This is a genomic window from Roseateles asaccharophilus (genome assembly GCF_004362405.1).
Lineage (GTDB): Bacteria > Pseudomonadota > Gammaproteobacteria > Burkholderiales > Burkholderiaceae_C > Kinneretia > Kinneretia asaccharophila.
On the sequence record NZ_SNXE01000001.1, the window covers coordinates 597,388 to 623,939 of the forward strand.

Consider the following 26,552-nt stretch of genomic DNA (forward strand, 5'->3'; position numbering starts at 1 on the left):
GGCGCGCCAGGTCGGGGCCCTCATGGATAATGAATTCTACAAACCGTCGGCAAGCGGCCGCGGATTCCCACCCTCCACGTTCGAAGAAGTCGTTCGTCGCCGCCGTGCTGCGCCCCCTGACGCCCCCCGCCAAGTTTTCCCTGCATCCGCTGCTATTGGCCCTGGGCCTGGCGGGCGCATCCTGGGCCCAGGCCGCGGCCGAGCCGCAGCCCGTGGAGCTGCAGGCGGCCGATGAGCCGCTGCGCCTGCGTCCGGTGCGCCTGCTGACGCCGCCGGGTGCGCCCGGGCAGCAGAGCAAGCCGGCCCTGGTGCTGAGTGCGCGCGCCTTGCAGGCTCAGGTGGATCAGCAGGCCCAGGCGGAGGGCGCGGTGGAGCTGCGCTACGGCGATCTGCTGCTGCGTGCCGATACCTTGAGCTATCAGATGCCCACCGATTTGGCGCGGGCCGAAGGCGGTGTGGAGCTCAGCCGCAACGGTTCCGTGGTGCGCGGGCCCAGCGTCCAGCTCTTTGTGGACCGCTTCGAGGGCGAGTTTGCCCAGCCCAGCTATTTCTTTTCCCAGACCGGGGGGGGCGGGCAGGCGCGCAGCCTGCATTTCCTGGGGCCTCAGCGCCTGCGCGCCGAGGCCGCCACCTACAGCAGCTGCCCCGCTGTCGAGCCGGGACAGACGCCGGCTTGGGAGCTAAGCGCCCGGACCTTGCGCATGGACTTCGAGGCCAACGAGGGACTGGCCACGGGGGCGGTGCTGCGTTTCCAGGGCCTGCCCATACTGGCTGCGCCGGCCCTGAGCTTTCCCCTGGGCTCGGAACGCAAGTCGGGCTGGTTGCCGCCCGATGTGGGCCTGGACAAGCGCAGCGGCTTTGAGCTGGGACTGCCCTATTACTGGAATATCGCGCCGCAGCGCGATGCCACCCTCACGCCCTTCGTGATGACCCGCCGCGGCGTGGGCCTGGACAGCGAATTCCGCTATCTGGAGCCTCATCACAAGGGTCAGCTCAATCTGGCCTGGCTGCCCTGGGACCGGGTGGCCGAGCGCAAGCGCTGGGCCCTGAATCTGGCCAATGCGGGGGAGTTGGGGCCGGGCTGGCTGTATCGGCTGCAGGCCGAGCGGGTGTCGGACGACGACTACTGGAAGGACCTGCCCAAGCGCATCAGCAGCCCCACCCAGCGCCTGCTGGCCAGCGATCTGCAGCTGAGCCGCAGCCGCAGCTTTGCCTGGGGCGAGGCCAGCAGCTATGCCCGGGTGCAGCAGTGGCAGCTGCTGCAGGGGACCGATCCGGCGGCGCGCTTTGAGTCGCCCTATCAGCGCAGCCCTCAGATCGGCATGCGCCTGTCCACGGCGGCGGACGAGGGTGTGCTGGCTGGCTTCATTCCCTGGGGGCGGCAGGCCCGTCTCGAGGGCAGCCTGGAGCTGGAGTACAACCGCTTCGACCTGCCCCGTGAGGCCCTGTCCAGCCAGCTGATGACGGGTGAGCGGGTGCATGCCCTGGGCCATGTCAGCCTGCCCATGGGGGGGGCGGCCTGGTGGCTGATCCCCAAGCTCTCGGTCAACGCCGCCAGCTATGCCTTGGACCGCCCCCTGGCCGATGGCCGCCGCAGCGCCGGCCGCACGGTGCCGGGCTTCAGTGTGGACCATGGCTGGATCCTGGAGCGCCAGACCCGCTTCTTCGGGCGCGAGCTGCAGCAGACCCTGGAGCCGCGTCTGCTCTATGTGAACACGGCCTATCGAGACCAGAGCCGACTGCCCAATTTCGATGCCGCGCCCAAGGACTTCAACTTCGACTCCATCTACACCGAGAACCAGTTCTCGGGCGTGGACCGGGTCTCGGATGCCCACCAGCTGACCGCAGGCGTGACCACGCGTTGGTTGGAGTCCGAGCGCGGCGAGGAGCTGCTGCGCCTGGGTCTGGTGCAGCGCTATCGCTTCCGTGACCAGCAGCTCACGCCCGATGGGCTGCCGAGCACGCAGAAGTTCTCCGATCTGCTGCTGCTGGGCTCCGCACACCTGAGTCAACGGTGGTGGCTGGATGGCGCCCTGCAATACAACCCCGACAGCGGTCGCAATGTGCGCACCAGCCTGCGCGCACGCTACTCACCCGGTGCCTACCGCACCCTGAGCGCCGCCTACCGCCTGGTGCGGGATCAGAGTGAGCAGCTGGAGCTGGGCTGGCAGTGGCCGCTGTTCGGTGCCGCGGCCGCGCGCGAGCAGACGCGCAGCCTCAATGACGCGGCTTCGGGCGGTGTGGGCTGCAAGGGCGGCGGCGCCTGGTACAGCGCGGGCCGCCTGCAGTACAGCCTCAAGGACCGCCGCCTGACCGATTCGGTGGTGGGCGTGGAATACGACGCCGGCTGCTGGATCCTGCGCATGGGCGCCGAGCGCCTGTCCACCGGCCGCGCCGAAACCAATACCCGGCTGCTGCTGCAGCTGGAGTTCGTGGGACTGTCCCGCCTGGGCTCCAATGCCCTGGGGGTCCTGAGAGACAATATTCCCGGTTACCGCCAGCTGAGCGATCCCCGCTCGTCCAATCGATCCTATGACTGATCTGTCCATTCGAACCCTGGCCGGCGCCTTGAGCCTGGCTCTGGCCTGCGGCGTCGCCGTGGCGCAAAGCGGCGCCAGCTCCCTGAAGCCGGGCGACCATATCGCCGCGGTGGTCAACCAGGACGTGGTGGCGGCCAGCGAGGTCAACCAGCGCTACGAGCGTCTGCGCGCGGAAGCCCGTCAGCGCGGCGAGACGGCGGACCCGGAGGCCCTGCGCAAGCAGGCTCTGGAGGCCCTGATCGAGGATCGCGTCATCGTCACCCATGCGCGTGAGAACGGCAACCGGGTCGACGAGCCCGAACTGGATCGCGTGGTGGCGAATGTGGCCACCCAGAACCGCCTGAGCATGGAACAGCTGCGTGCACGGCTCAAGGAAGAGGGCATCGACTACAAGCGCTTCCGCGAGAACCTGCGCGACCAGATGATGACCGAGCGGGTGCGCGAGCGCGAGGTGCAGGGGCGCATCCGCGTCACCGATGGCGAGATCGACCAGTTCCTGGCCGAGCAGCGCAAGCAGCGCGCCGGTGGCCTGCAGCTCAATCTGGCCCAGATCCTGGTGACCGTGCCCGAGGGCGCGGCCGAGAGCGTGGTGGCCGAGCGCCGCGCCAAGGCCGAGGCGGCCTTGCAGCGCGTGAAGGCCGGTGAGGACTTCGCTGCCGTGGCTCGCGAGGTTTCGGAAGACGGCAACAAGGCCCGCGGTGGCGAGATCGGTCTGCGCCAGGCCGACCGACTGCCCGATGCCTTTGTGGACTTTGTGCGTGACCTCAAGAGCGGTGAGCTGGCGCCCCAGCTGCTGCGCTCGGGCGCCGGCTTCCATGTGCTCAAGCTGGTGCAACGCCGCGACGGTAGCGAGGGCGGCAATTTGGTGACCCAGACCCGCGCCCGCCATGTGCTGCTGCGCCCCTCGCCCCAGCTGCCGGCCGAGCTGGCCGCGCGTCGCCTGCAGGAATTCAAGCGTGCCATCGAGGCCGGTCGTGTCAGCTTCGAGGCCGTGGCCCGCGACAACTCCGAGGACGGCAGTGCGCCCCAGGGCGGTGATCTGGGCTGGGTCGTGCCGGGCGCCTTTGTGCCCGAGTTCGAGGAGGCCATGAACGCCCTGCCCGTGGGTGGGCTGTCCGATCCCGTGGTCTCGCGCTTCGGCCTGCACCTGATCAAGGTGGAGGAGCGCCGCGAAGTCGAGGTGGACCCCAAGCAGCTGCGCGAGCAGGCCCGCAATGCCCTGCGCGAGCAGAAGTACGAAGACGCCTACAAGGAATGGGTGCGCGACCTGCGCGCCCGGGCCTTCGTCGAGCTGCGCGAGTGGCAGTAAGAAGCACTTGATGGCCCATATCCCGCGCAAGCGCTTTGGTCAGCATTTCCTGACTGACCGCGTCATCATTGATGGCATCGTCGATGCCATTGCCCCGGCCGAGGGCGATGCCCTGGTCGAGATCGGCCCCGGGCTCGGTGCGCTGACCCTGCCCCTGCTGGAGCGCATGCCTGCCAGCAGCCGGCCGCTGACGGTGGTCGAGCTGGACCGCGACCTGGCTGCGCGCATGAGGAAGCGCGAGCATATCGAGGTGGTCGAGTCGGACGTGCTGAAGGTGGACTTCGGTGCGCTGGCCGATGCCCGCGGGCGCCGGCTGCGCGTGGTGGGCAACCTACCCTACAACATCTCGACGCCCATCCTGTTCCATCTGCTGAGCTTCGTCGACCGTGTGGTCGACCAGCACTTCATGCTGCAGAAGGAAGTGGTGGACCGCATGGCCGCCGGCCCCGGCGGCAAGGACTACGGGCGCCTGTCGGTGATGCTGCAGTGGCGCTATCAGGTGGAGTCCATCATGGATGTCCCGCCCGAGGCCTTCGATCCGCCACCGCGGGTGGACTCGGCCATTGTGCGCATGCTGCCCTATGAGCAGCCCGCCACACTGGATCCGGCCCTGCTCGAAGAACTGGTGGCCAGCGCCTTCTCGCAGCGCCGCAAGCTGCTGCGTCACAGCCTGGGCCGCTGGCTCGAAGGCCGTGGCTACGGCGGCCACTTCGACCTGCAACGCCGCGCCGAGGAGGTGCCGGTGGCCGAGTACGTGGCGCTGGCGCAGGCCGTCGGCGCCTGAGCGGCGCCGAACTCCGACTTAAGCGCGTCGGCCCCGGCCCAGCAGGGCCCACAGGATCAGCGCGCCGAAGGTGGCGGTTCCGATGCCACCCAGGGTGAAGCCGCCGAACTTCAGGGTGTAGTCGCCCGTGCCCAGCACCAGGGTGATGGCCGCAACGATCAGATTGCGGTTGTCGGAGAAGTCCACCTTGTTGTCCACCCAGATCTTGGCGCCGGCCACGGCGATCAGGCCGAAGACGACGATGGACACACCGCCCATCACGGCCAGCGGAATGGCCTGGATCAGGGCGCCGAACTTGGGGCTGAAGCCCAGCAGCACGGCAATCAGGGCCGCCACCACGAAGACCGCGGTGGAGTAGATCTTGGTGGCGGCCATCACGCCGATGTTCTCGGCATAGGTGGTCACGCCGGTGCCGCCGGCCGAGCCCGAGACCATGGTGGCAATGCCATCACCCACGAAGGCGCGGCCGATCAGCGGGTCCATATTGCGGCCCGTCATCGCGCCGACCGCCTTCACATGGCCCAGGTTCTCGGCCACCAGGATCAGGGCCACCGGGGCGATCAGCAGGATGGCATTGCCGTCGAAGACCGGGGCGGTGAAGCTGGGCATGCCGAACCAGGCGGCGTTGGCCACGCCGCTGAGGTCGATGGGCTTGCCCAGGCCCAGGCCATTGGTCAGCAGCGCATAGATCAGGGCGGCAAGGATCAGGCCGACCAGGATCAAGAGGCGCTGCACCATGCCGCGGGTGAACACCGCCACGGCCGCCACACTGATGAAGGTCAGGCCCTGCATCCAGGCGTCAAAAGGCGTGGGCGCCATGTTCTTGATGGGAATGCCGGCCAGGTTCAGGCCGATGACGGCGACCACGGCACCCGTCACCACCGGCGGCATCAGGGACTCGATCCAGCGGGTGCCGGTGGCCATGACCACGAAGCCGATCAAGGTGTAGAGCAGGCCGCAGGCGATGATGCCGCCCAGGGCCAGGCCCAGATTGGCGTTGGCGCCCGATCCTGCATAGCCCGTGGCCGCGATCACCACACCGATGAAGGCGAAGCTGGAGCCCAGATAGCTGGGCACGCGCCCGCCCACCAGCAGGAAGAAGATCAGGGTGCCGATGCCGCTCATCAGGATGGCGACATTGGGGTTGAAGCCCATCAGGATGGGGGCCAGCACGGTGGCGCCGAACATGGCGATCACATGCTGCACGCCCATGGCCAGGGTCTGGGGCCAGGGCAGGCGCTCATCGGGGGCGACGACGGCGTCGGCGGCGGGGCTGACTTCGCGCCAGCGGAACAGGGCGTTGTTGCTCATGGGTTTTGCTCTTGTTGTGACGTGGGGCAGTGTAGGAGTGGCGCTCAGGCTCGCCACCCGGGATTACCAAAGAAAAAGGCCTCCGCGCTGCGGAGGCCTTGTGCTTGTGCGCACAGCGGGGCGTAGGCCCCGCTCGCTCATGCGGCGCTGAGCCACATGGAGGTATCAAAGGCGCTGCTCATCATCGGCATATTCATGCCGAAGTTGGCGTTCGCCGCTGTCTTGCTGCTCTTTGCAGCGGGCTTTTCAGCAACCGGGGCCACCTCAGCAGCCCGCTCCCATGACCCGTTTTCTTGGGAGCGGGCTACTGAAAAGAATAGAAACACCGGAACTGGACCTTGCGGTCGGCCCAGTAATCGGCCGTGTCGCGGAACACATCGAGCAGCTGCTCGCGGGCCTCGCGGTCAAAGCGGATGTTGTCGGGCAGCTGCTCCAGCACCACCACAAAGCCCGGCTGCGCGCCGGACTTGTGGACCAGATCGGTCATGCAGTCATGCAGGGCGTCCAGGTTCTTGCCGAAATGTGCGGGGAAGAGGAAGGACTGGGCGATGAGCTCCAGCACATCCTGCTTCGACTGAGCCTCGCTCAGATTGGCGTAGAGGAAGTGATGGCCAGCCTCCTGGGCGGCGCGCATCAAGTCCTCCACGCGGTAGGCCCGTATGGCCTGCACGATATTGGGACGGACGTTCTGCAAAAGCATGGTCGCGATCCTCCTAGATAGTCACAAGAACTCTGGCCGCCGCTCACTGCGCTGGCTTCAGGGTGTGGGAATCACACGCCTGAAACTGTTGTAGTGATCGTCGGTGTAATAGCAAGCGTCGGGTGTGGTGGGAGGTGTGCCGCCGCAGACCAGTCGACGCGCGCCCCGATCACGGGAGCCGGGCGTCTTGACGGTATATTCGCGGTAGTAACCCCTGGCCTTGGCGGGCAGCAAGCGTTCGCGGTTGCCGAACACGCTGCCGTCTTTCTCGTAGGGGAAAGGACCCCCGGCCAGAATCAAACGGTGCGTGTGTCGGGCTTCGCGAGGCAGATCTGCCAAAGCCACCGTGTCCTGCGTCGCATCGGTCGGCGGCTTGGCCTGTACCGGGGCGCCGGAGACCAGTGTCGCCACCAAGGTGGCGGCCAGTCCTAGCCTGCGCCAAGATGGCCACATCGGTGACCGATCGAGCAAAAACACGGGTTTACCCTGAACTTTGAAAGCAAGATGGTACCGAATGAGCCCGAAAAGCTCAAGCCGGGACCGGCCCCTAGAGCGTCATAAAGGGTTTTGTTAGCGTGCGCACACACTCGACTTAGACGGCGAATTCACTGCGCCATGGCGCCATCAAACTCTCTGGTGAGCTCTTACAAACTTTTGTAAAGGCCGGCGCTTGGCCCGGGGGGTATGCACCGCTGTGGTGCGCAAATTTGCGGCAGCGACGGGCCGCGCGGGGTCCGGCGAGGGCGCAAAAAAGTGCGCCCCGGCGTGCCGCTTCAGGCCAGCGGCACTCCGGGGCGATGCACCGAGGCGGGGCCGGGGCCCCGCGGTCCGATCAGCGTGCGGCGTTGGCGTCCGCCACGGTGAGGGCCGTCATATTGACGATGCGGCGCACGGTGGCCGAGGGCGTCAGCACATGCACGGGCTTGGCCGCGCCCAGCAGCACCGGGCCGATGGCGATGCCGCCGCCGGCCGCCGTCTTCAGCAGGTTGTAGCTGATATTGGCGGCGTCGATGTTCGGCAGCACCAGCAGATTGGCCTCGCCGCTGAGGGTGGAGCGCGGCATCAGCTGGGCGCGGTAGTTGGCGTCCAGGGCGGTGTCGCCATGCATCTCGCCGTCCACTTCCAGCCAGGGTGCCTGGGCCTGGATCAGGCCCAGGGCCTCGCGCATCTTCAGGGCCGAGGGGCAGTTGCTGGAGCCGAAATTGCTGTGCGAGAGCAGGGCCGCCTTGGGGCGGATGCCGAAGCGCATCAGCTCCTCGGCCGCCATCACGGTGATCTCGGCGATCTGCTCGGCCGTGGGGTCGTAGTTGACGTGGGTGTCGACCAGGAAGACCTGGCGGCCCGGCAGCAGCAGGCCGTTCATGCAGGCGAAGTTCTTGACGCCGGCGCGCTTGCCGATGACCTGGTCGATGTACTGCAGGTGCATGGAGGGCGTGCTCCAGGTGCCGCAGAGCATGCCGTCCACCTCGCCCTTGTGCAGCATCATGCAGCCGATCAGGGTCAGGCGGCGGCGCATCTCGATCTTGGCCAGCTGCTGGGTCACGCCCTTGCGCTCGGCCATCTGGTGGTAGGTCTGCCAGTAGTCGCGGTAGCGCTCGTCGTACTCGGTGTTGACCACGTCGTAGTCGCGGCCCTCCTGCAGGCGCAGACCGAAGCGCTCGCAGCGCTGGGCGATCACGGCCGGGCGGCCGATCAGGGTGGGTCGGGCCAGGCCCTCGTCCACCACCACCTGCACCGCGCGCAGCACGCGCTCCTCTTCACCCTCGGCATAGGCCACACGCTTGTGCTGCGCGCGCTTGGCGAGGTTGAAGATGGGCTTCATGGTCGTGCCCGAGGCGTAGACGAAGCTCTGCAGCTTCTCCAGATAGGCTTCCTTGTCCTGGATCGGGCGGCTGGCCACGCCCGAGGCCTCGGCCGCCTGGGCCACGGCCGGGGCGATCTTCATCATCAGCCGCGGATCGAAGGGCTTGGGAATCAGGTATTCGGGGCCGAAGCTCAGGTTGGCGCCGGCATAGGCCGCGGCCACCACCTCGCTCTGCTCGGCCTGGGCCAGCTCGGCGATGGCGTGCACCGCCGCGATCTCCATCTCGTCATTGATGGTCGTGGCGCCGCAGTCCAGGGCGCCGCGGAAGATGTAGGGGAAGCACAGGACGTTGTTGACCTGGTTGGGGTAGTCGGTGCGACCGGTGGCCATGATGGCGTCGTCGCGCACCGCCTTGACTTCCTCGGGCAGGATCTCGGGCGTGGGGTTGGCCAGGGCGAAGATCAGCGGCTTGGCGGCCATGCTGGCCACCATATCGGCCTTGAGCACGCCACCGGCCGACAGGCCCAGGAACACGTCCGCGCCCGCGATCACCTCGCGCAGGCTGCGGGCCTCGGTCTTCTGCATGAACTGGGCCTTGTCGGCATCCATCAGCTCGGTGCGGCCCTCGTAGACCACGCCGGCCAGGTCCGTCACCCAGATGTTCTCGCGCGGCAGGCCCAGCTTGAGCAGCAGGTTCAGGCAGGCCAGGGCGGCAGCGCCCGCGCCCGAGGTCACCAGCTTGACCGACTTGATGTCCTTGCCCTGCACCTTGAGGCCGTTGAGCAGGGCCGCACCCACCACGATGGCGGTGCCATGCTGGTCATCGTGGAAGACCGGGATCTTCATGCGCTTGCGCAGCTCGCGCTCCACGTAGAAGCAGTCCGGGGCCTTGATGTCTTCAAGATTGATGCCGCCGAAGGTGGGCTCCAGCGCCGCGATCACATCGACCAGCTTGTCCAGATCGTGCTTCTCGTCGATCTCGAGGTCAAAGACATCGATGCCGGCGAACTTCTTGAACAGCACGCCCTTGCCTTCCATCACCGGCTTGGAGGCCAGCGGGCCGATATCGCCCAGGCCCAGCACGGCGGTGCCGTTGGTGATCACGGCCACCAGATTGCCGCGCGAGGTGTAGCGGAAGGCATTGGCCGGATCGGCCACGATCTCCTCGCAGGCCGCCGCCACGCCGGGCGAATAGGCCAGGGCCAGATCGCGCTGGTTCACCAGCTGCTTGGTCGGCGCAATCGCCACCTTGCCCGGGGTCGGGAACTCGTGGTACTCCAGCGCAGCTTGGCGCAGCTGGGCGCGTTTTTCTTCGGACGTGGGCATAGGCGTATTCGATGTCTGAGCACCGCGAAAGCGGGTCAGGGATTGTAGGGAGCCGTGCGAAAGCCTGCAGTGTGGCGCGGGAATCGCAGCCTCGGATACGCGAAACTGCGCATCTGCTCGGCATGAGCCCACAGGATACTGCGCCCTGCATGGATGTACCGCAACACCCGGCGCCCGCCGCGCCCCCGCCCGCACCGCCCGTCGCCGCCACCGGCTGGCGGCGCTGGCGCCGTGCCCTGCTGTGGGGCGCCCTGGTGGCCCTGCTGCTGGTGGCCCAGACCCTGCTGGTGCTGCTGACCTTGAGCTACGAGGCCTCCAAGGCCCAGGAGCAGGTGGAACTGGCGGCGGCCGAGGTCGCGGTGCGGGCCAAGCAGCTGGCGGGGCGAGATCTGCAAGGCCTGCAGTCCCTGCTCTGGCAAAGCCAGCAGGACCCGCGCTGGCGCGATGACGCCTCCGAGCTGCTGCGCCGCACCCGCCCGCTGCTGCGGCTGGAGCTGCGCGATGCGCAGCGCGAGATCCAGGACAGTGCCAACTCGCCCTATTCCGCGCCCCTCTTCGTCCAGATCCCGCGCGAGCAGCTGCAGCTGGAGACCGATCTGGCCTGCACGGCCGCCCTGCGTCACGGCTCGCAGATCTACTCGCGCAGCTACTTCGTGCCCCTGCCCGGCGGCGATGGCCAGGAGGTGCTGGACCTGTGTCTGCCCCAGCTGCGTGCCGGTGAGCTGCAGCACTTTCTGGTGGCAACCGTGGGCCTGCGCCAGCTGCTGGAGTCTTCGGTGCCCCCCGAGCTGCTGCGCGGCTACGAGATCTCCTTTGTGGAGGGCGACGGCACCCGCCTGGCGCGCGTGGGCCTGAGCCGCGGGGCCGGCGTCTACATCGCCGAGCGCGTGGTGGATCTGCCGGGCCAGGCCCTGCAGCTGCGCGTGGACAGCGCCAGCGGCCAGCCCAAGCTGATTCCCAATCTGGCCACGGCCCTGGTCATGGGCCTGTCGCTGGCCCTGTTCGCCGTTGTGTTGCTGCTGGCGCGCGACGGACGCCGCCGCGCCTTTGCCGAGCATGCGCTGGCCGAATCGCTGAGCTTTCGCCAGGCCATGGAGAACTCCCTGATCACGGGCCTGCGCGCCCGCGATATGGAGGGCCGCATCACCTATGTGAACCCGGCCTTCTGCAAGCTGGTGGGCTTTGAGCGCGAGGAGCTGCTGGGCCGCGGTGCGCCGCCCCAGGCTCCGCCCTACTGGCCGCCCGAGCACGTGGACGAGTACTGGCGCCGCCACGGCAGCCGGGTCGAGCGCTGGGAGGCCGGCCAGGAGCGCCAGGGCTTCGAGACGGTGTTCATGCGCCGCAGCGGCGAGCGCTTCCCGGTGATGATCTACGAGGCGCCCCTGGTCAGCGCCCAGGGCCAGCAGACCGGCTGGATGAGCGCGGTGCTGGATGTGAGCGGCCAGCGCAAGATGGAGGAGCTCTCGCGCCAGCAGCAGGAGCGCCTGCAGGCCACGGCCCGTCTGGCCACCGTGGGCGAGATGGCCTCCCTGCTCAGCCACGAGCTCAACCAGCCCCTGGCCGCGATTGCCAGCTACGCCACCGCCTCGCTGAACCTGATGACCCGCGAGGCCGAGGACCCGCAGACCCCGGCCATGGTGCGCCAGGCCGTCACCCGCATCGCCGAGCAGGCCGAGCGGGCCGGCCGCGTGATCAAGAGCGTGCATGACTTCGTGCGCCGCCGCGAGCAGGCGCGCGAGGCCGTCGGTGCTGATCAGGTGCTGGAGGCCGTGCTGCCCCTGGTGCGCCTGCAGGCCCGCAAGAGCGGGGCGCGCATCGACCTGGACATCGAGCAGCCGCCGCCGCGCCTGCGCTGCGACCGCACCATGGTCGAGCAGGTGCTGCTCAACCTCACGCGCAACGGCATCCAGGCCATGGACCCCGCCACGCCCCTGGCCGAGCGCGTGCTGGTCTTGCGCGTGCGCCGTGCCGGCCCGCGCTGGGTCAGCTTTGCCATCATCGACCGCGGCCCCGGCATCGCCCCCGGCGTGGCCAAGCAGCTCTTCACCCCCTTCTTCACCACCCGCAGCGAGGGCATGGGCCTGGGCCTGAGCCTGTGCCGCACGGTGGTGGAGCAGCATGGCGGGGCCATGGACTTCAGCAGCCCCGTGGCCGAGGGCCGGGGCACCGAATTCCGCTTCACCCTGCCCGCCGATAATCCCGCCGGTGGTGCCGCCACCGGCCGTGCGCCCGACCCGATCCCGCAGGAGACAGACCCGCATGCAACAGACAACGGTCAAGCTGCCGATGGTGTACCTCGTCGATGACGAGGAGGTGGTGCGCGACGCCCTGGCCTGGCTGCTGCGCTCGCGCCGCCTGCTCTCCGAGGGCTTTCCCAGCGCCGAGGCCTTCGAGGCCATGCTGGATGCCCGCCCCGGTCAGGGCGAGGGCTGGCCCGATGCACCCAGCTGCCTGCTGCTGGATGTGCGCATGCCCGGCATGAGCGGTCTGGCCCTGTTCGAGCGCCTGATCGAGCGCGGCCTCGCCGCCTCGCTGCCCGTGATCTTCCTGACCGGCCATGGCGATGTGCCCACGGCCGTGGCCGCGGTCAAGCGCGGCGCCTTCGACTTCGTGGAGAAGCCCTTCTCCGACAACGCCCTGGTCGACCGCGTGGAGCAGGCCCTGGCCCGGAGTGCCGAGGCCATTGCCGCGCGTGTCTCGCGCGGTCAGCTGGCCTCGCGCATGGGCGATCTCACCGAACGCGAGCGCGAGGTCATGAACCTGGTCATCCAGGGTCTGCCCAACAAGCTGATCGCCGACCAGCTGCACATCAGCGTGCGCACCGTCGAGGTCCACCGCGCGCGGGTGTTCGAGAAGATGAACGTCAAGTCCGCGGTGGAGCTGTCCAATCTGCTGCGCCAGCCGGGCTGAGCGCCGGCCGGCTTCAGTCGCCCAGGTCCACGGTGGCCGCCAGGCGCACGCCGGCGAGGCCGGCCGGCAGCTCGTAATCGGCCAGCACCCAGGCGCGCTCACTGCCCTCGGCCGCCTCGGCCAGCAGCTCGGTGAGCACGCGCGCCGAGCGGCCGTCCAGCGCTGCATAGGGCGTCTCCAGCAGGGTCAGGGCCGCGCCGCTGGCGGCCGCGCCCAGCAGCCCCAGCTTGCGCCGGGAGCCGGCGGACAGCATGTACAGCGGCTTGTCCAGATGCTCCGCCAGCGCAAAGGCCTGCACCAGGGCCGCCGCCACCGCCGGGCTCCATTGCGGGCCTTGCCGCTGCGCCAGCCAGTCCCGCGCCACCACCGCGTCGTGCGCCGCATCCGCCGGCTGCTCCAGCCAGACGCTGCGGCCCTCGGCCGCGGCCTGCGCCGCCAGCTGGGCCAGCAGCCGGGTCTTGCCGCGCCCCTCGCCGCCGCGCACAAAGCTCAGGCCGGGCCCGGGGTTCAGCGCCGGCGGGAAGTCCTGGCCGCTGTTTTTCATCATGCCGCGCCATCCAGTCCGAACAGGGCCGCCGCACGCTCGCGCGCCTTGGCCGGCACGCTGCCGGCCAGCGCCAGGGCGGGCCGGGCGCGGTCCTGTTCCTGCATGGCCTCGAACACCGCGCGCACCTGGGCCGGCGTCACCGCGTCCAGATGACGCAGCCAGTCCTGGGTGTCGCGCAGGCGGCCAAAGCTGAAGAGGTCCTGGGCGGCCGCCTCCAGCCGGCGCGAGGGCTGCTCCAGGCCGCGCAGCGCGCGCACCCGCAGCTGGCGCCGCGCGCGCTCCAGCGCCACCCCCTGGTCGGCCCCGTCGGCGTGGCGGCGCAAGAGCGCATGCACCGCTTCCAGCAGCTCCACCGCCTGCTCCGGCGAGGTGGCGGCATCGATCACGAACTGGCCGCCATGCGGCCAGATATCGGCCGCGCAGCCCGCGTTGTAGGCCAGGCCGCGGCGCTCGCGGATCTCGTCCAGCAGGGGCGAGCTCATGCCCTCGCCCAGCAGGGCCGCCGCCAGCACATGCGGCAGGGTGCGCGCCTCGCCCTCGGGCAGGGCCGGCGCCGCAAAGCCCAGCACCAGCTGGGTCTGGCCGCTGCCGGCCAGGCGCCTGGCCTTCAGGCCGCCCTGCCAGGCCGGCTGCTCGATCAGATTGGGCGTGCCGGCCGGCATGGCGCCAAAGCCGGTCTGGGTTTCGATCTGGCGCTGCAAGGCCTTGAACCGGCGCGCATCCAGCGGGCCCGCCACGCCAATCACCACATTGCAGGCGCTGTACTGGCGCCCCACATAGTCCAGCAGGTCCCGGCGCTTGAAGCGCCGGATGTTCGCGCGCGTGCCGATGATGGGGCGCCCGGCCGGGTGGCTGCTGCCGTAGCAGGCCTGGTCGAACAGGCGGAAGGCCAGGGCCGACGGGTCTTCCTCGTACTCGTTGTACTCCTGCTCGATCACGCGCAGCTCGCGCGCCAGCTCCTCCTCGGGAAAGCTGGGGTTGAGCACGATGTCGGCCAGCAGGTCCACAAAGGCCGGCAGATCCTCGGGCAGGCCCTCGATATGGAAGGCCGTGTGGTCCTTGTCCGTGTGGGCGTTGACATCGGCGCCCAGGGCCTCGGCGTCCAGATTGATGCGCTGGCAGTCGCGCGTGGCCGTGCCCTTGAAGGCCATGTGCTCCACCACATGGCTGATGCCATTGAGCCGGGGCAGATGCTCATGCAGGCTGCCGGTGCGCACAAAGACGGACAGGCTTACCGTGGCGCGCCAGGGCATGGGAATGGCGACCAGGCGCAGGCCATTGGTCAGGGTGCTGAACCAGGGGGTGGGCAGGTGTGCCGAGGCAGAAGTCGCGGAGCGCAAGAGCAGAAATCCAGGCGTTGGGCAGGCCGATAGTGTCGCCGCTAGGCGCTGGGGCTGCTGCTGTGGGGGCGCATGCGCAGCAGCACCAGCAGGGCCAGCAGGCCCAGGCCCGTGCTCAGCCACAGGGCCTGGCCCTGCCAGCGCTCCAGCGCCAGGCCGAAGAGCCAGGGCGCCAGGGCCTGCAGCACCCGGCCCGGCGCCAGCAGCAGGGCCTGGCGCTGGCCATAGCCCTGGGCTCCGAACATGACCAGGGGCAGGGCCCCCTTGCTGATGGTGAGCAAGCCATTGCCCATGCCATGCAGCAGGCCGAAGGCCAGGCCGGCGGGGGCGCCCAGCAGCAGCAGCGCCAGGCCGCCCAGGGGATGGGCCAGGGTGGCCAGACGCGCCGACTGCAGGGGATGGACCCGCCGCAGCGCGCCGAACTCGAACAGCCGCGCCGCCACCTGGGCCGGCCCGATCAGGGCGGCCACGGCCACGGCGGCGGTCATGCCCAGCCCCAGGGCCTGCAGCAGGCGCGGGCCATGGGCCGCCATGGCCGTGGCGATGAAGCCGTTGAGCGCGAACACCAGGGCCAGGGCGAGCATGGCCCGGCCCTGCCCGCCACGCGCCTCCTGGGCGGGGGCCGCGCTCCCGCCGGGCGGGCTGGCCGGCGCCGCGGCCCCGCGCCGGGGCAGGCTCAGGTTCAGGGGCAGGCCCAGCAGCAGATGCAGGGCCGCCCAGGTCCAGCAGGCCTCGCGCCAGCCCCATTGCACGGCCAGCCAGCTGCTCAGGGGCCAGCCCACCGTGCTGGCAAAGCCGGCGATCAGGGTGATGCCGGTGATCATGCCGCGCGCGTCCTGCCGGTGCAGGTGCACCAGGGTGGCGAAGGCCGCCTCGTAGAGCCCGGCCCCCATGGCCAGGCCCATCAGGGCCCAGGCCAGCATCAGGCTGGCGGGTTGCTCGCTCAGGGCCATCAGGGCCAGGCCCGCCGCGAAGCCCAGATTGCTCAGGGCCAGCACCGGGCGCCCGCCATGGCGGTCGATCTGGCGCCCGGCGAGGGGGCCGATCAGGGCCGCCAGCAGCAGCGCGGCCGAGAACATGGCGAACACATGCGCGCCCTGCAGGCCCACCGCGACCGCCATGGGCTGGGCCAGCACGGCGGGCAGGTAGTAGGACGAGGCCCAGGCCAGGGTCTGGGCCGTGCCCAGGGCCAGCACCGTGCCGCTGCGGCGGGTGTCGAGCTGCATGGCGCCTCAGCCGCAGCAGGCGCTGCGTGCCGGCGTGGCCGGCTGGCAGGCGGTGGCGCAGGCCGCGGGCGCCGGAGCCGATGCCGGCGTGGGGCAGCAGCCCGCCGCGGCCGGGCTGGCCGGTGCTGCGGGTGCACTGGCGCTGCCCCCCAGGCTGCAGACCCCGGTCTCTGGCAGCGCCAGTTCCAGCCGGTCGGCCGCCTCCAGATCACCCGCCAGGGCAGCCACCACCGAGCGGGCCTGCTCAAAGCCCGTGGCCATCAAAAAGGTGGGCGCGCGCCCATAGCTCTTGACGCCCAGGGTGTAGAAGCCCGGCTCCGGGTGGGCCAGCTCGCGGTGCCCGTGGGGACGCACCGTGCCGCAGCTGTGCAGATTGGGGTCGATCAGGGGGCCCAGGGCCTCGGTGGACTCCAGCCAGGGATCCAGCCGCAGCCGCAGCTCCCGGCCCAGGCTCAGATCGGGGCGCTGGCCGGTGGCGCAGATGATCTGATCAAAGCCGGCCAGGCTCAGGGCCTGGCCCTGCTCATCGCGGCCCGACACGGTGAGCCGGCCATCGGCCTCGCGCTGCACGGCCTCGATGCGCAGACCGCTCAGGACCTCCAGCCCGCCCTCCTGGCTGAGCTGCTGCAGGGCGCTGCCCAGGGCGCCGCGGGCCGGCAGGGCGTCGGCGGCGCCGCCGCCAAAAGCCTTGTGCAAGGCGCTGGAGCGCAGGGCCCAGGCCAGGCGGGTGCCGGGCGCCTCGCGGGCCAGCGCGGCCAGGTCCAGCAGGGCGTTCGCGGCCGAGTGACCGGCGCCCACGACCAGGGTGCGCCGGCCGGCATAGCGGGCACGCTGGGCCCCGGCGATATCGGGAATGCCGTAGTGGATCTGCGCCGCCGCCTCGGCCTCGCCGCGGGCGGGCAGGCCGTTGGCGCCCAGGGGATTGGGCTGGTTCCAGGTGCCGGTGGCGTCCAGCACGGCGCGGGCGCGCAGCTCATGCTCGCGGCCGTCTTGCTGGTAGCGCAGCACAAAGGGCGCCCGCTCCCGGCCCGCGCTCTTGACCTTGTCCATGCCCTCGCGGCTCAGGGCGCTGACGCGCGCTCCCAGCTTCAGCGCGCGAGCCAGCTCGGGCAGGGCTGCAAAGGGCCGCAGCACGCGCTCGACCACCTCGGCGGCCAGGGGCAGCTCGTCCTCGGGTGGTGCCGTCCAGCCGCTGGCGCTCAGGCGCCGCGCCATGCTGGCGTCGATGTTGTAGCGCCAGGGCGAGAACAGGCGCACATGGCCGTAATCCAGCAGATTGCGGCCCACCGAGTCGCCGGCCTCCAGCAGCACAAAGGGCAGACCGCGCTCCAGCAGCTGCGCGGCGGCGGCCAGGCCCACCGGCCCCGCGCCCAGCACCGCCACCGGCAGATCGTCCGCCATGGCCGGGGCCGGCGCCTGCAGCGCCAGGCTCATGAACACCGCGTCCGCCGGGCAGGCGCCGCGGAACTCGGCCGAGGCCTGCAGGCCCGCCGGCGCGCTGCTGCGCGGGGCGACCGCAAAGCCCAGGCGCGTGAAATAGCCGCTGGCGCCCTGGGTGAGCAAATGCAGGCTGGCGATCTCGCGGGCCCGGGCCTGCTGCAGCAGCACCTGCAGCAGCCGGCGCCCCAGGCCGCGCCCCTGCCAGGCGGGCGCCACGGCCACGGAGCGCAGCAGGGCATGGCGGCCATAGACCTCGGCGCCGGCGCAGCCCAGCAGTTCCTCGCCGGACAGGGCCAGCACAAAGGTGGCCAGATGGTGCTGGGCGCCCGCCGTGGGCAGCCCCAGCGTTTGCAGCAGGGCCTGGATGGCGGGCCAGTCGGCGGGGCCGGCCTGGCGCAGGGTCAGGGAGGTGGGCAACATGATGAATCGTCCTTGGCTTGTGCGGTATCGGCCCCGGGCGGCAGGCAGCAGCTGGCTGCCGGATCGCTGCGCAGGGCCTTCAGCAGGATCAGAAGGGATTGCTCGACGGCTGCGCGCTCGGGCGCGCCCAGGCGGCTCAGCAGCAGCTCGGCATGAGCGTCGAGGGTCTGGTTCAGCTCATTGACGGTGCGCACGCCGTCGTCGGTGAGCGTGACGAGCCAGCTCCTTGCGTCGGACGGGTTCGGCACCTTGCTCACCCAGCCACGGGCAGCCATGGCCTCCACCGCGCGCGACACCCAGCTCTTCTCCAGGCTCAGGCGCAGGCCCAGCTCCGACAGCGGCAGCGGGCCGGAGCGCGCCAGCTCGGTGAGCAGATGGCATTGGGTGCTGGTGCTGCGGCAGCAGTCGGCCACCACGCGCTGGGCCCGGGTGTACAGACGCGCCACCTCGCGCAGCAGATTGCCGGGGCTGGCGTCCGAGGGCAGATTCAATTCGGGCATGTGGGTGTGTGTAGCAACTATCTCGGCGCAGCATGCGGTCCGCCCTTTCGGTTGTCAATAGCAACTATCTGGTTTGAAGCAAGGGGGCCGCAGCCCCCTGAGCTCCATTCAGCGCACTCGGTTCGCTCAGCCGCGCTGGGTGCTGGCGGCGGTCATGGTCTTCTGTTCGGGGGCCGGGCGGCCTGCGGCGGCGCTCAGCAGGCGATGCACGCCCAGGGCGGCCAGGGCCCCCAGCAGCTGGGCCAGCACAAAGCCCAGGGCGCTGGCCGGGGCGATGCCGGCAAAGCTGTCGCTGAACATGCGGCCGAACACCGCCGCCGGATTGGCGAAGGAGGTGGAGGCCGTGAACCAGTAGGCCGCGCCGATATAGGCGGCCACCATGGCCGCCACCCGCGTGCCCGGCGCGCGCAGGATCACCAGCAGCAGACCGAAGGTGGCCACCGCCTCGGCGATCCACTGGCCCGTGCCGCCGCGCAGCTTGCTGGAGAACTGCAGCAGGTTCAGCTCGAACATAGCGTGCGCCAGCCAGGCCCCGCAGGCCGCGCCCAGCAGCTGGGCCAGCACATAGGGCAGGAGCAGGCGCGGCGCCAGCTCGCCACGCAGGCTCATCACCAGGGACACGGCCGGATTGAAGTGCGCGCCGCTGAGCGGACCGAAGACCTCGATCAGCACATACAGGCCGCCCACCGTGGCCAGGGTGTTGGCCAGCAGGGCCAGGGCCACATTGCCGCCCGACAGGCGCTCGGCCATGATGCCCGAGCCGATGACCACGGTCAGCAGCAGGGCCGTGCCCAGGCCCTCGGCCAGCAGCTTCTGCGAAGTGCGCGAGCTCATGCGGCGTCCTCAGCTCTTGGCGATGGCGTTCAGCGCGGCCGCCAGTTCGCTGCGGTCCATGCGCTCCAGCGGCAGGGCCAGCAGCTGCAGCATGCGGTAGCCGATGGCCTGGCGCGTCAGCTCGAAGGCGCGGCGCTTGCCCTCATCGCCGCCCTCGGCATTGGAGGGATCCGGGTAGCCCCAGTGCACCTTGACCGGCTGGCCCTGGCCACCGAAGAACACGGGGCACTGCTCGGCCGCGGCGCTGTCGCACACGGTGATCACGATGGACAGGGGCGGCGCCTCGGGGCCGGTGAACTCGTCCCAGCTCTTGCTGCGGTAGCCGCTGGTGTCCACGCCCGCGTTCTGCAGGGCCTCCAGGGCAAAGGGGTTGAGCCGGCCGCTGGGGGCGCTGCCGGCGCTATGGGCCTGCACATCCCGGCCCAGCCGGCGGGCCAGATGGTTGAGCATGCCCTCGGACAGCACGCTGCGGGCGGAGTTGTGGGTGCAAAGGATCAGGACGTGGATGCTCATGGCGATCAGGGTGTGGGTGTTTCAGGCTTGGCCGATATCGCGCACGGCCTGCTGCAGCGACATGCGATCCAGGGTGCTCAGGGGCAGGGCCAGCATGAGCTCGATGCGGCGCTTCAGCGCCAGCGCCGTGTCATGGAAGGCCTGCAGCTGCTGCTCGGGCGTGCCCTGGGCGGCCGCCGGATCGGGCAGACCCCAGTGGGCCGTCAGGGGCTGGCCGGGCCAGACCGGGCACAGCTCGCCGGCCGCGCGGTCGCAGACGGTGAACACGAAGTCCAGGGCCGGTGCCTGCGGGCCGCTGAACTCCTCCCAGCCCTTGCTGCGGTAGCCCTCGCTCGGCAGTCCCAGCCACTGCAGGGTCTGCAGTGCCAGGGGGTGGACGCTGCCGCTGGGGTGGCTGCCGGCCGAGAAGGCCTGGAAGCGGCCCTGACCCAGCTGCTTCATCAGGGCTTCGGCCAGGATGGAACGGGCGGAATTGCCGGTGCAGACGAAGAGCACCTTGTAGGTCTGGGGGGAGCTCACGGGGTTTCCTTCAAGCGCGGGGTTGGCGGACGGGGTGGGAATTCGGCAGGCGTTCAGCCCTGGTTCAGCAGGATTGGCAGCTCGCGCTGGCCGGGGTCAGGCAAGCCTGGCCCTGGCAGCAGTTCTCGGTGAGATAGGCCAGCAGCTCGTTCATCTGCCCGAAGGCCGCGCGGTAGACCAGATGGCGGCTGACCCGCTCCTGCGTCACCAGGCCGGCGTGGCTGAGCTCCTTGAGGTGAAAGGACAGGGTGGCCGCGGGCAGCTCCAGCGCCTCCGCCAGGGCCCCGGGGGTCAGGCCTTGCTGACCGGCCACCACCAGCAGGCGAAACACCTTGAGCCGGTGGGCTTGGGCCAGGGCGGCCAGGGCGCGAATGACGTCGGTCTCTTCCATAGTTGGATAATTCTATAGAATTGGAAATGTTGACGCAACACAAGCCTAGCGTCAGAAAACCCGCGCAAACTGGCCCCGTGCCGGTTGGCAGACTTCAAGGAGTTCTCCATGCCCCAGATCCAGATCTATGACCCCGCCCTGTGCTGCAGCAGCGGTGTGTGCGGCCCCGAGCTGGACGAGCAGCTGGTGCGTGCCGCGGCCGATATCGACTGGGCGCGCAGCCAGGGCGGCAGCGTCGAGCGTTTCAATCTGGCCCAGCAGCCCCTGGCCTTTGCCGAGAGCGCGCTGGTGCGCGGCTTTCTGGAGCGCGCCGGCCAGGGCGCCCTGCCCCTGACCCTGCTGGACGGGCAGCTGGTGCTGGCCGGCCGCTACCCGGGCCGTGATCAGCTGGCGCAGTGGCTGGGTCTGGCGGCGCAGCCGGCGCCGGTGCCGGCCTCCGGTGCCTGCTGCAGCGGCGGCAAGTGCTGCTGAGCGGAGGCCTTATGCGCTATCTGGAACAGCTGCCGCGCTTTGCCTTCTTCACCGGCAAGGGCGGCGTGGGCAAGACCTCCCTGGCCTGCGCCACCGCGCTCAGGCTGGCGGACGCCGGGCTGCGCGTGCTGCTGGTCAGCACCGATCCGGCCTCCAATGTGGGCCAGGTCTTTGATCTGCAAATCGGCAACCAGATCACGCCCGTGCCCCAGGTGCCCGGCCTCTGGGCCCTGGAGATCGACCCCCAGGCGGCGGCCCAGGCCTACCGTGACCGCATTGCCGGCCCGGTGCGCGGCGTGCTGCCCAGCGAGGTGGTCAAGAGCATCGAGGAGCAGCTCTCCGGCGCCTGCACCACCGAGATCGCCGCCTTTGACGAGTTCACCGGCCTGCTCACCGATGCCGCGCTGGAGCAGCGCTTTGACCATGTGCTCTTCGACACCGCGCCCACCGGTCACACCATCCGTCTGCTGCAGCTGCCCGGCGCCTGGGACAGCTTTCTGGAGGCGGGCAAGGGCGACGCCTCCTGCCTGGGCCCCCTGGCCGGTCTGGAGAAGCAGCGCAGCCAGTACAAGGCCGCCGTGCAGGCCCTGGCCGACCCCGCCCGCAGCCGCCTGATCCTGGTGGCGCGGGCCCAGGCCTCCAGCCAGCGCGAAGTGGCGCGCACCCACGACGAGCTGGTGCATGTGGGCCTGAGCCGCCAGCACCTGGTCATCAACGGCCTGATGCCGGCCAGCGAGGCGCCGCTGGACGCGCTGGCCGCCGCCGTGCTGCGGCGCGAGCAGGCGGCCCTGGCCGCCATGCCCGCCGTGCTGCGCGAGCTGCCGCGCGACGAGATCGCGCTCATGCCCTTCGATCTGGTGGGCCTGGCGGCGCTGCGCCAGCTGCTGGATGCGGGCGACGCCGGTGCCAGTAGTACCAGCCCGCCGCCCCTGCCGGACGCCGCCCCGGCCCTGGCCGGCGAGGCGGCGCCCAGCCTGGCCCAGCTGGTGGACGGCCTGGCCGCCCCGGGCCACGGGCTCATCATGGTCATGGGCAAGGGCGGTGTGGGCAAGACCAGCCTGGCCGCCGCCCTGGCCCTGGAGCTGGCCCGGCGCGGGCTGCCGGTCCATCTCAGCACCTCCGACCCCGCCGCCCATCTGAGCGACACCCTGGCCGGCGAGCTGGGCGTGGACCCGGGCCTGTTCAGCGTCAGCCGCATCGACCCGCAGCGCGAGACCCAGCGCTACCGCGAGCAGGTGCTCGCCACCAAGGGCAAGGGCCTCGATGCCCAGGGCCGCGCCATGCTGGAAGAAGACCTGCGCTCGCCCTGCACCGAAGAGATCGCCGTCTTCCAGGCCTTCTCGCGCATCATCCGCGAGGCGGGCCGCAAGTTCGTGGTCATGGACACGGCGCCCACCGGCCACACCCTGCTCCTGCTCGACGCCACCGGCGCCTACCACCGCGAGATCGCCCGCCAGATGGAGGGCACGGGCCTGCACTACACCACGCCCATGATGCAGCTGCAGGACAGCAGCCGCACCAAGGTGCTGATCGTCACCCTGGCCGAGAACACCCCGGTCCAGGAGGCGGCGGGCCTGCAGCAAGACCTGCGGCGTGCCGGCATCGAACCCTGGGCCTGGATCATCAACAACAGCGTGGCCGCCACCGGGGCCCGCTCGGCCCTGCTGCGCGCCCGGGCCGCCAAGGAACAGCCCTTTATCGAGGCCGTGGCGCGCCAGCATGCCGTGCGCTATGCCCTGGTGCCCCTGCTGGCCGAGGAACCCGTGGGCGCCGACAAGCTCCAGGCCCTGCTGGGGCGGCGGCCCGACTGAGTTGAGCTGAGCCGCCGTGCTGAGCTGAGCTGAGCCTTGGGGGTGGGCGGGGGCGGTCACGCGCGCCCGCTCTCCTCCTACACTGCGGCCGATGCCAGTAGCCATGCCACCCGAGACTGCGCGGGCCCTGTGCGCCGCCCTGTCCAGCCCGCGCCTGCGGCTCGAACCCCTGGACGAGCGCCACGCACCGGCCTTCTATCCCGCCCTGGTCCAGGACGACGCCCTGTACCGCTGGATCTCCCTGGACCCACCCGAGAGTGAGGCCCAGCTGGCCGAGCACTGGTGCCGCCTGGCACAGCGCGGCTACCGCTCGCCGGACGGACTCTGTGCCTGGCCCGTCTGGGCCGTGCTCCGGGCCAGCGACGGCCAGCTGCTGGGGCGTGTGGATGCCGAGCTGCTGCTTGCAGCGCCCGCCCAGGCGGAGGTGCCTGATGAAGCCGCAGCGGCCAGCGCAATTGCCGCCGTAACTGCATCTGCCTCTGCATCTGCAGCCGCGCTGCTCGCTCCCAATCTGGGCTACTACTTCTTCAGCCCCTTCTGGGGTCAGGGCTACGCCAGCGAGGCCGTGAGCGCGGTGCTGGCCCACCTGGCCGGCTGCGGCACGCAGCGCTGCGCCGCCACCGTGACCGTGGGCAACCAGGCCTCCGCCCGCGTGCTGCTCAAGGCCGGTTTTCACTTCCACCGCATCCTGCCCGGCAACGATGTGATTCGGGGGGAGGCGGTGGATGATGAGGAGTATGTGTGGGAGTGTCAGAGCATCCCACCCACCCCCTTGAACTTCTCAACAAAGGCAGCGATCTTCTGAAAGACGGTCTGCTTTTTGGTCTTGAACTGCGGATTCAAGGGGCTCATCTTGGGCAGCACCGCGTTGAGTTCGGTGCCGTTCTCGCTGGCAAACTCTCGTTTCAGTGAGGTAGTGATGTAGCGCTTCGCTGCGTCGGCGTTGAGGCCTTCCGTCGCGATCAAGTCTTGGGCTTCACGCTGCTGCTCAGCCTGGGCGAACTTGAAGAACGCAGCGATCACGCTGGCCTTGTCGCCGAGCTGATTCAGATCGGTCTGGTTGATGAAGTCGACCAACAGGCTTTCCTTGGCGCGGTTACCCAGGCTCGCGCGGATCACCCGGCGCACCTCATCCACCAACTCGCTCTTGCTCTTGATCTTCTTGTTGTGCTCGAAGATCAGTTCGAGGATGTAGTCGAGGTTGATCTCCTGCGACTTCAGCAGGTCCACCTCAAAGACCACGTCGTCCCAGTCGATGGTCGACTTCTCCTTCTCGGCGCCCGCCTTCTCACGGCGCAACCAGTCGCGAACGTCGTTGTAGGTGGAGCGGTAGTCTTGGATCTTCCGCTCAGCGGGGAGCGTGATAGCCTGCAGAGCCGCCAGATCTTCATCGCTCAAGTAATGCTTAGCCTTGAACGCCTCCACCGCCGCAGCATCCGTTAGGTCGACGGTCTGAAGCTCCTTCAGGCTGGCGAACTCGTCGTAGTTTTGCAGGATGTTCTCAACGCGCAGGTACTCGCCAAACAGCTTGGCGAAGGCCTTCTTGTCGGACTCCTTCTCAATGGCTGCCGGGTCAGGGAAGCGGGCCTCCAGCTCTTGCACCACCTCCTTGAAGCCACGCCGCGCCTCACCGGTGGCCGCATCGGTGAAGCCTTCCATGTACTCCTTGTAGCTCTTCTCCAGCACCACGTTCTTGGTGTTCTTGTCACCGAACAGGGTGATGGCGTCGATGGTCGCCTGCTCCAGGTCGCGGAAGGTGACGATGTTGCCGAAGGTCTTGGTGGCGTCGAAGATGCGGTTGGTGCGGGAGTAGGCCTGCATCAGCCCGTGGAAGCGCAGGTTCTTGTCGACAAACAGCGTGTTGAGCGTCGGGGCGTCGAAGCCCGTCAGGAACATGCCCACCACGATGAGCAGGTCGATTTCCTTGGCCTTGACCTGCTTGGCCAGGTCTCGGTAGTAGTTCTGGAATCCGTTGCTGTCCACGCTGAAGTTGGTCTTGAACAGCGTGTTGTAGTCGGCGATAGCCGCGCTCAGGAACTCCTTGGCGCTGCTGTTCATGGCCGAGACATCGAAGCTCTCGTCCTGGATGTCGCCAATCGCATCCTGCTCTTCGTTGGCGGCGAACGAGAAGATGGTGGCCACCTTCAGCGGCTTGTCGCTGGCCTTCTGCAGTTCCCGGAAGCTTTCGTAGTACAGCTTGGCGGCATCCACGCTGCTGACGGCAAACATGGCGTTGAAGCCCTTGTTGCCTGCATGCAGCCGGTGGGTCTTCTGCCGGAAGTGGGTCAGGATGTACTGGGTGATCTCGCGGATGCGGTCGGGGTGCAGCAGCGCCTGCTTGTTCTCTGCTGCACTCAGCTTCTTCTCGTCCTTCTCGGTCTCGATGGCCTTGAACTGCGGGCGAACGTCGTTGTAGTCCACCTTGAACTTCAAGACCTTCTCGTCCCGGATGGCATCGGTGATCACATACGAGTGCAGCTCGCGGCCAAACACGCTGGCCGTGGTCTCGGCGCCCAAGGCGTTCTCCGGGAAGATCGGCGTACCGGTGAAGCCGAACTGGCAGAACTTCTTGAACTTCTTTTTGAGGTTCTTCTGTGCTTCACCAAACTGGCTGCGGTGGCACTCGTCGAAGATGAACACCACCTGCTTGCCGTAGATGGGCAGGTCCGCCTCGCTCTTCATCAGGTTGTTGAGCTTCTGGATGGTGGTGACGACGATCTTGTTGTCGTCCTTCTCGAGGTTGCGCTTCAGGCCCGCCGTGCTGTCTGAGCCGTTCACGCTGTCCGGCGAGAAGCGCTGGTACTCCTTCATGGTCTGGTAGTCCAGATCCTTGCGGTCCACCACGAAGAACACCTTGTCGATGAAGTCCAGCTCGGTGGCCAGGCGCGCCGCCTTGAAGCTGGTCAGGGTCTTGCCAGAGCCCGTGGTGTGCCAGATGAAGCCGCCGCTCTCCACGTCGCTCCAGCGCTTGGCCAGATGGCTGCTCTTGATCTTCCACAGAATGCGTTCCGTAGCAGCAATCTGATAGGGCCGCATCACCAGCAGCGTGTTGCTGACGTCGAACACCGAGTAGTGCAGCAGCACGTTCAGCAACGTGTGCTTCTGGAAGAAGGTGGCCGTGAAGTCCTTCAGATCCTTGATCAGCGTGTTGTCCGACTTCGCCCAGTTCATGGTGAAGTCAAAGCTGTTCTTGTTGCGCTGGGTGGTGTTGGCGAAGTAGCGGCTGTCGGTTCCGTTCGAGATCACGAACAGCTGCAAGAACTTGAACAGGGACTGGTCGCTGTTGAAGCTCTCCTTGCTGTAGCGGTGTACCTGGTTAAAGGCCTCACGGATGGCCACACCGCGCTTCTTCAGCTCCACCTGCACCAGTGGCAAGCCGTTGACCAGGATGGTCACGTCGTAGCGGTTGGCGTGCGTGCCCGTTTGCTCGAACTGCTTGATCACCTGCAGCTTGTTGCGGGCAATGTTCTTCTCACTCTTGTGCAGCAGATAGATGTTCTGGATGCGCCCGTCGTCAAACACGAAATCGTGGATGTAGTCGTCGTGGATCTTGCGGGTCTTCTCGACGATGCCATCGCTGGGCTTGTCCAGCCAAGATTCGACGAAGCGCTGCCATTCACCATCGGTGAACTGCACGGCGTTGAGCGTCTGCAGTTGCACACGCACGTTGGCCAGCAGGTCAACAGGCGTCTTGATGAACTGAGCGAACTCGTAGCCCTGATTCACCAGATCCTGGATCAGCTCACGCTCCAGATCGCTTTCGCTCTGGTAGCTCTCTGCGACCTTCCATTCGCGGGTGTACTGGTCAAGGACGATGAAGTTCTTGGACTCGGCGATGGCCTTGTAGTCGTTCATG

General features: G+C 68.8%; 22 protein-coding genes. 8 read left to right on the top strand and 14 right to left on the bottom strand.

Features of this window, described 5'->3' with window-relative positions:
* The first annotated feature begins 104 nt into the window (after window positions 1-104).
* The 3 genes from DFR39_RS02690 to rsmA are packed head-to-tail and all read left to right on the top strand — an operon-like array spanning window position 105 to window position 4,633.
* Window positions 105-2,540: an LPS-assembly protein LptD gene (locus tag DFR39_RS02690; RefSeq protein ID WP_133601982.1), complete on the top strand. Its 2,436-nt coding sequence runs from the start codon at window positions 105-107 to the stop codon at window positions 2,538-2,540.
* Window positions 2,533-3,849, top strand: a complete 1,317-nt coding sequence (locus DFR39_RS02695) for a peptidylprolyl isomerase (protein ID WP_133601983.1) — start codon at window positions 2,533-2,535, stop codon at window positions 3,847-3,849. The genes DFR39_RS02690 and DFR39_RS02695 overlap by 8 nt, the downstream gene beginning before the upstream one ends.
* Before the next feature lie 10 nt (window positions 3,850-3,859).
* Window positions 3,860-4,633, top strand: coding sequence for a 16S rRNA (adenine(1518)-N(6)/adenine(1519)-N(6))-dimethyltransferase RsmA (gene rsmA, locus DFR39_RS02700; RefSeq protein WP_133601984.1), 774 nt, complete (start codon window positions 3,860-3,862; stop codon window positions 4,631-4,633).
* An 18-nt stretch (window positions 4,634-4,651) separates the two neighbouring features.
* Here the strand turns inward: rsmA and DFR39_RS02705 are convergent, their stop codons facing one another.
* The 4 genes from DFR39_RS02705 to DFR39_RS02720 all read right to left on the bottom strand — a co-directional run bounded on the left by DFR39_RS02705 (window position 4,652) and on the right by DFR39_RS02720 (window position 9,774).
* A complete protein-coding gene (locus DFR39_RS02705; protein WP_133601985.1) occupies window positions 4,652-5,944 on the bottom strand; it encodes a solute carrier family 23 protein in 1,293 nt (430 codons plus the stop codon).
* A 304-nt stretch (window positions 5,945-6,248) separates the two neighbouring features.
* Entirely contained in the window at window positions 6,249-6,644 is a 396-nt protein-coding gene (locus tag DFR39_RS02710) for a barstar family protein (RefSeq protein WP_133601986.1), read from the bottom strand.
* Between the two features lie 57 nt (window positions 6,645-6,701).
* Window positions 6,702-7,097 carry a guanyl-specific ribonuclease gene (locus tag DFR39_RS02715; RefSeq protein ID WP_133602394.1) on the bottom strand — a complete coding sequence of 132 codons (396 nt, stop codon included), beginning with the start codon at window positions 7,095-7,097 and terminating at the stop codon, window positions 6,702-6,704.
* A 379-nt stretch (window positions 7,098-7,476) separates the two neighbouring features.
* A complete protein-coding gene (locus DFR39_RS02720) occupies window positions 7,477-9,774 on the bottom strand; it encodes an NADP-dependent malic enzyme (protein ID WP_133601987.1) in 2,298 nt (765 codons plus the stop codon).
* 149 nt (window positions 9,775-9,923) lie between these two features.
* On the opposite strand from DFR39_RS02720, the gene DFR39_RS02725 reads away from it, so the two are divergent.
* Window positions 9,924-12,080: a PAS domain-containing sensor histidine kinase gene (locus DFR39_RS02725; RefSeq protein ID WP_133601988.1), complete on the top strand. Its 2,157-nt coding sequence runs from the start codon at window positions 9,924-9,926 to the stop codon at window positions 12,078-12,080.
* The gene (locus DFR39_RS02730; protein ID WP_246030652.1) at window positions 12,034-12,684 is read left to right on the top strand and encodes a response regulator transcription factor; all 651 of its coding nucleotides are present in this window, start codon (window positions 12,034-12,036) and stop codon (window positions 12,682-12,684) included. Before DFR39_RS02725 ends, DFR39_RS02730 begins: the two co-directional genes overlap by 47 nt.
* Window positions 12,685-12,697: 13 nt before the next feature.
* Here DFR39_RS02730 and DFR39_RS02735 read toward each other — a convergent pair whose 3' ends face one another.
* From DFR39_RS02735 to DFR39_RS02775, 9 genes are all read right to left on the bottom strand, one after another.
* Window positions 12,698-13,231 carry an ABC transporter gene (locus tag DFR39_RS02735; protein ID WP_133601989.1) on the bottom strand — a complete coding sequence of 178 codons (534 nt, stop codon included), beginning with the start codon at window positions 13,229-13,231 and terminating at the stop codon, window positions 12,698-12,700.
* Window positions 13,228-14,571, bottom strand: coding sequence for a M16 family metallopeptidase (locus DFR39_RS02740; RefSeq protein WP_246030653.1), 1,344 nt, complete (start codon window positions 14,569-14,571; stop codon window positions 13,228-13,230). Before DFR39_RS02740 ends, DFR39_RS02735 begins: the two co-directional genes overlap by 4 nt.
* Before the next feature lie 41 nt (window positions 14,572-14,612).
* Window positions 14,613-15,797 (bottom strand): MFS transporter, encoded by a 1,185-nt coding sequence (locus tag DFR39_RS02745; protein ID WP_133601990.1) that lies wholly within the window; start codon window positions 15,795-15,797, stop codon window positions 14,613-14,615.
* A 6-nt stretch (window positions 15,798-15,803) separates the two neighbouring features.
* Window positions 15,804-17,657 (bottom strand): arsenic resistance N-acetyltransferase ArsN2, encoded by a 1,854-nt coding sequence (arsN2, locus tag DFR39_RS02750; protein ID WP_133601991.1) that lies wholly within the window; start codon window positions 17,655-17,657, stop codon window positions 15,804-15,806.
* Window positions 17,639-18,157: a MarR family winged helix-turn-helix transcriptional regulator gene (locus DFR39_RS02755; protein WP_133601992.1), complete on the bottom strand. Its 519-nt coding sequence runs from the start codon at window positions 18,155-18,157 to the stop codon at window positions 17,639-17,641. The genes arsN2 and DFR39_RS02755 overlap by 19 nt, the downstream gene beginning before the upstream one ends.
* A gap of 126 nt (window positions 18,158-18,283) precedes the next feature.
* Window positions 18,284-18,991: an aquaporin gene (locus DFR39_RS02760; protein WP_133601993.1), complete on the bottom strand. Its 708-nt coding sequence runs from the start codon at window positions 18,989-18,991 to the stop codon at window positions 18,284-18,286.
* A 9-nt stretch (window positions 18,992-19,000) separates the two neighbouring features.
* Complete coding sequence (locus DFR39_RS02765) at window positions 19,001-19,504, bottom strand: arsenate reductase ArsC (protein ID WP_133601994.1); 504 nt, start codon at window positions 19,502-19,504, stop codon at window positions 19,001-19,003.
* A 21-nt stretch (window positions 19,505-19,525) separates the two neighbouring features.
* On the bottom strand, window positions 19,526-20,023 hold the full coding sequence (locus DFR39_RS02770; protein WP_133601995.1) for an arsenate reductase ArsC: 498 nt from the start codon (window positions 20,021-20,023) through the stop codon (window positions 19,526-19,528).
* A 64-nt stretch (window positions 20,024-20,087) separates the two neighbouring features.
* The gene (locus tag DFR39_RS02775) at window positions 20,088-20,414 is read right to left on the bottom strand and encodes an ArsR/SmtB family transcription factor (RefSeq protein ID WP_133601996.1); all 327 of its coding nucleotides are present in this window, start codon (window positions 20,412-20,414) and stop codon (window positions 20,088-20,090) included.
* Between the two features lie 108 nt (window positions 20,415-20,522).
* On the opposite strand from DFR39_RS02775, the gene arsD reads away from it, so the two are divergent.
* The 3 genes from arsD (at window position 20,523) to DFR39_RS02790 (ending at window position 23,501) form a co-directional block, all read left to right on the top strand.
* The gene (arsD, locus tag DFR39_RS02780) at window positions 20,523-20,885 is read left to right on the top strand and encodes an arsenite efflux transporter metallochaperone ArsD (protein WP_133601997.1); all 363 of its coding nucleotides are present in this window, start codon (window positions 20,523-20,525) and stop codon (window positions 20,883-20,885) included.
* Window positions 20,886-20,896: 11 nt separating this feature from the next.
* Window positions 20,897-22,696, top strand: coding sequence for an arsenical pump-driving ATPase (gene arsA / locus DFR39_RS02785; protein WP_133601998.1), 1,800 nt, complete (start codon window positions 20,897-20,899; stop codon window positions 22,694-22,696).
* A 103-nt stretch (window positions 22,697-22,799) separates the two neighbouring features.
* Entirely contained in the window at window positions 22,800-23,501 is a 702-nt protein-coding gene (locus tag DFR39_RS02790) for a GNAT family N-acetyltransferase (protein ID WP_162849389.1), read from the top strand.
* Here the strand turns inward: DFR39_RS02790 and DFR39_RS02795 are convergent.
* The gene (locus DFR39_RS02795) at window positions 23,447-26,551 is read right to left on the bottom strand and encodes a type I restriction endonuclease subunit R (protein WP_133602000.1); all 3,105 of its coding nucleotides are present in this window, start codon (window positions 26,549-26,551) and stop codon (window positions 23,447-23,449) included. The two genes, DFR39_RS02790 and DFR39_RS02795, sit on opposite strands and share 55 nt — an antisense overlap.
* Between the last annotated feature and the right edge of the window lies 1 nt (window position 26,552).